General features: G+C 38.3%; 5 protein-coding genes. 2 read left to right on the top strand and 3 right to left on the bottom strand.

Annotated features, from left to right (window positions below; all coding sequences use genetic code 11):
* Positions 1–1154: 5'-nucleotidase C-terminal domain-containing protein (locus AACY61_RS09115; RefSeq protein WP_339611267.1), on the top strand; the 1154-nt coding region annotated here is incomplete at its 5' end.
* Here the strand turns inward: AACY61_RS09115 and arsC are convergent.
* A complete protein-coding gene (arsC, locus tag AACY61_RS09110; protein ID WP_339611266.1) occupies positions 1146–1484 on the bottom strand; it encodes an arsenate reductase (glutaredoxin) in 339 nt (112 codons plus the stop codon). The genes AACY61_RS09115 and arsC overlap by 9 nt on opposite strands.
* A gap of 46 nt (positions 1485–1530) precedes the next feature.
* Positions 1531–2638 (bottom strand): peptide chain release factor 2 gene (prfB, locus tag AACY61_RS09105; RefSeq protein WP_339611265.1). Its coding sequence is split into 2 segments (ribosomal slippage): positions 1531–2574 and positions 2576–2638, totalling 1107 coding nucleotides; the frame shifts between segments, so codons are not numbered across the junction.
* 81 nt (positions 2639–2719) lie between these two features.
* Here prfB and AACY61_RS09100 point away from each other — a divergent pair.
* Positions 2720–3739 carry a GntG family PLP-dependent aldolase gene (locus tag AACY61_RS09100; RefSeq protein ID WP_339611264.1) on the top strand — a complete coding sequence of 340 codons (1020 nt, stop codon included), beginning with the start codon at positions 2720–2722 and terminating at the stop codon, positions 3737–3739.
* Between the two features lie 78 nt (positions 3740–3817).
* Here the strand turns inward: AACY61_RS09100 and AACY61_RS09095 are convergent.
* Positions 3818–4581 (bottom strand): TonB-dependent receptor (locus AACY61_RS09095; RefSeq protein WP_339611262.1); only part of this gene is annotated, 764 nt, incomplete at its 5' end.

Raw genomic sequence — 4581 nt, 5'->3', positions numbered from 1 at the left:
ATGAGTTTCAGCAACGACTCAACGAATCTAATTTTCAATGGATAGCAACAAATGAGAAACATGTTTCTGAGCAAGACACCATACCATTTGCAATTCAAAGGAATGGGCGGACTGAATTGATGCAAGAAACCTACACTCTATTAATTTCAGATGAGGATGGCACTGAAGCCACCTTAGGTTTTTTTGGAGTCACCCTCGATTCCAATCCGCAGCCCTATGTTGCTTATGAAGATTATATTTCAGCTACCAGAAGAGTGATGCCACTATTGAATGAAAATTCAGACATCATTATTGGACTTACACACTTAGGACTTTCACAGGATAAGACCCTAGCTAATTCTTTTAGCGAGATTTCTCTTATAATGGGAGGTCATGAGCATCACAGTATGCTTTTGGATGCCGGAAAAGCAAAAATCGCCAAAGCAGATGCCAATGCAAAAACAATATATGTACATACACTCACTTTTTTTAAAAATCAAAAACGACTGGTGATTGATTCAGAATTGATTCCTGTTGATGAAAAAGTTCCCTCACAGCCTTTTGTTGAAGAAATTGTTGAGGAGTGGAATGTGATTTTAGAAAATGAAATCAAAAAGGTGGTTGACGATCCTTATCAACAAATATACATCGCCAAAGTTCCCCTAGATGGAACCGACAGTGCCAGCAGAGGTATTCAAACAAATATGGGTGCAATCATAGCAGAGTCAATGGCAGCTTCCTACAATTATGAAGTTGATGGGGCACTTGTCAACGGGGGTTCAATCAGAATAGATGATATGCTTGAAAATGAAGTCACAGCAGTTGATATTTTTAGAGTATTGCCTTTCGGCGGAAGTGTTTTAAAAGTAAAACTGGAAGGTAGTTTATTAAAAGAAGTTTTAGACTACGGAAAAAGTGCACGAGGCACCGGCGCTTATCTGCAGCGTTTTAACTTTATGCAAAACGAAACCGGAGACTGGCTTGTTGGCGGGAAAGAAATTGAACCTCAAAAGAGCTATACAGTTGCATTTAGTGATTTTTTATTGAAAGGATTGGATATTCCTTTTCTCACACCAGCGCATGAAAAAGTGACCGAGGTTTATACTCCTGAAGAATCAGAAAAAGCAGCAGATATCAGAAAAGTAGTGATTTCTTTTTTGAGTCAATTAAAGTAACTCTTTAATTTTTTCAGGCGGTCGGCCTATGACAGCTTTGTCCTTTTTGATAACAAGGGGACGTTCTATGAGTTTTGGATAGTTGAGCATCGCCTCTATGATTTCTTCATCAGTGAGGGTTTTGCCTTTGAAGTGTTCTTTCCAGTCCTTTTCACCTTTTCTGATCAAATCAATGGGAGCGATGTCTAATTTTTTAATGACAGACTTGAGCTCCTCTTTTGAAGGCGTATTTTCAAGGTATAAAACAACTTCAAAATCTTGTTTTGAATCTACTAAAATCTGAAGACCTTCTCTCGATTTTCTGCAACGCGGATTGTGATATATCTTCATTGTATTGTTGTTTAATTATAAATTAAATTTAAATTCTTATAAGCTATTAAAAACTCTGTTCTTCGTCCTTTTGTCCTGTTTCCATCAGAAATGATTTCAAAAAACTATCGATGTCCCCATTTAGTATTGCATCTGTATTACCACTTTCGTGACCGGTGCGAACATCTTTTACCAGCTTATAAGGATGTAACACATAGTTTCTGATTTGTGAACCCCATTCAATTTTCTTTTTAGCTGCTTCAATGTCTTCTCTTTGTTCCATTTGTTTTTGAAGTTCAATCTCATAAAGTTGAGATTTTAGCATTTGCATAGCTCTGTTACGGTTGTCGTGTTGTGACCGGGTTTCAGAGCAACTAATTTGGATTCCTGTAGGTTTGTGTGTTAGTTGTACTTTGGTTTCGACTTTGTTCACATTTTGACCACCTGCACCACTGGATCGAGCGGTTATGATTTCAATATCAGCGGGATTGATTTCAATTTCTATGGTATCATCTACCAAAGGGTACACATAAACCGATGCAAATGAAGTGTGACGTTTTGCATTACTGTCAAACGGGGAGATTCGCACCAATCGATGCACTCCATTTTCACCTTTAAGCCAGCCAAATGCAAAATCGCCCTCAATTTCAAGGGTGACAGTTTTGATTCCTGCAACATCACCGTCTTGGTAATTGAGTTCTTTTACTTTGAAATTATTTTTTTCTGCCCACATCATATACATTCGCATGAGCATTGCTGCCCAGTCGCAACTTTCTGTTCCCCCGGCACCTGCTGTAATTTGCAGAACAGCACTCAAACTATCACCTTCTTCAGAAAGCATATTTCTGAATTCTAAATCCTCAATTGCATTGAGTGCTTGATTATACGCATTTTGTGCTTCAGCTTCAGTGGCTTCGTTTTCTTTGAAAAATTCAAAAAGCACGGCGCTTTCTTCAACCAATGTTGCTGCTTTGTTGTAGTCTGAAACCCACTTCTTTTTCACCCGAAGCACTTTCATAAAAGCTTCAGCTTCGCGGGCATTATTCCAAAAGTTGGGGTCAAAAGTTTTTTCTTCTTCGTTGGAGATTTCTATTTTTTTGGCATCTATGTCAAAGATACCTCCTCAACGCGCTAATGCGTTTTTGGAGCTCTTTGATTTGATCACTTTGAAGCATAATTATAATTTTTAACAAAAATAGATTTTTTAAAATGTGTAGCGCAAGTATTTTCTTTAATTTTATGGGAAATTTTAGTTTATGATTATAGATTTAAGAAGTGATACGGTAACAAAACCAACACCAGGAATGCTTCAGACAATTATGAATGCAAATGTGGGTGACGATGTATATAAAGAAGACCCTACTGTAAATGAGTTGGAAAAGCGATTGGCCACTCTTTTTGGAAAAGAAACGGCCTTATTTTTTCCAACTGGAAGTATGGCCAATCAAGCTGCCATTAAATTACATACACAACCAGGTGAGCAACTGATTTGTGATAAATGGGCACACGTTTACAATTATGAAGGAGGCGGGGTTTCTTTTAATAGCGGAGTGTCCTGTAAACTGATTGATGGAACTCGGGGAATGATTACTGCGTTACAGGTTGAAGAAAATATCAATCCACCCGACTTTTACCACAGCCCGCTCACTTCATTGGTTTGTCTTGAAAACACAACCAACAAGGGTGGGGGTGCTTGTTATGATTTTGAAGAAATCAAAAAAATTAAACAGGTATGTAAAAAAAATAATTTAGGCTTGCATCTTGACGGAGCTCGACTGTTTAATGCGCTGGTTGCAAAAGGTGAGAAAGCACAGCAATATGGAGACGTGTTTGATACTATTTCTATTTGTTTGTCAAAAGGACTTGGAACTCCTTTGGGCAGTGTTTTGATTGGCGATGGAAAAATAATGAAAAACGCTATGCGGGTGCGTAAAGTGCTTGGTGGCGGTATGCGCCAGATAGGCTATATGGCTGCAGCAGGCTTGTATGCATTGGACTACCATATAGACAGACTAAGGGAAGATCACGAAAAGGCGAAAGAACTTGGGGATGTACTAAAAAGAAGATCTTATGTCAAAGAAGTGGAAGCTGTAGAAACCAACATTGTTATTTTTTATCTGAATGACTCAATAAACGAATCAGACTTCCTGATGAAACTTGAAACTAAAGGCGTTCGGATTAGTTCAATGGGGCAGGGTAAATTGAGAATAGTAACCCATTTGGATTATACAGACGAGATGCATGCACATTTAAAGAATGTTTTGAATGGCTTTTAATTTAAAAAAGCCTCTAATTGAACGGATTCAATTAGAGGCTGTAACACACTCAAAATAGCTAATTCTTATTTGATTAGTTTAAAACGAATATCCAATTCCGGCATTCACCATAAACGGAGCTCCGGGCCTTAATCCTGCAGGTAGTCTTGCTACTTCATACTTACTGTCAAAAAGGTTATTGATATTTGTAAATAGCGTTACACGTTCAGAATAAAAGAACTTTGCTGACATATCTACAATAAAATTACTACCTATTTTGAATTCCTCCGGGATGCTTCCGCTTCCAGCGTCAGTTCTTAGTGCATCGGTATATCTGCCGCTTAAGCTCACATTGAATTTAGAGTTTTCAAGTGCAGCTGTGATGTTAAATTGGTTTTTAGCAATGTAAGGAATTTCATCTCCTTCACTAACTTCACCGAATATTCCAATAGCACTGTCAAAATCAGATTGGAATTGGGCATCTGTAAAAGTATAAGATAGTGTGATTGGCAATTTCAGTTTTCCTGTTGCAGCTTGTAAAACATCATAATTGAGGAGCAATTCCACTCCTTTAACAATCGCTTGCCCGGCGTTGAACTGATCCAAAGACCCTGTACCACCTGATGCAGCCAAATCGCTTCCCAACAGGTTGTCATAATCATTATAAAAACCAACTAATTCTCCTCTTAGGCCTTTGAAATTAAACCTTGATCCCAATTCCAGATTGATACTTTCTTCGGGGTCACTGCCCTCTGATGTTCCCGGAGGCGCAAACCCTTTATGCACACCTCCAAAAAGGGAAAATGCATTATTGAATTTATAATTGGCTCCAATTCCCGGAACCCAGGCGTCAACTTTGTTTT

This window comes from uncultured Planktosalinus sp., from assembly GCF_963973675.1.
Classification (GTDB): domain Bacteria; phylum Bacteroidota; class Bacteroidia; order Flavobacteriales; family Flavobacteriaceae; genus Planktosalinus.
This window is presented reverse-complemented; position numbering and strand designations above follow the sequence as displayed.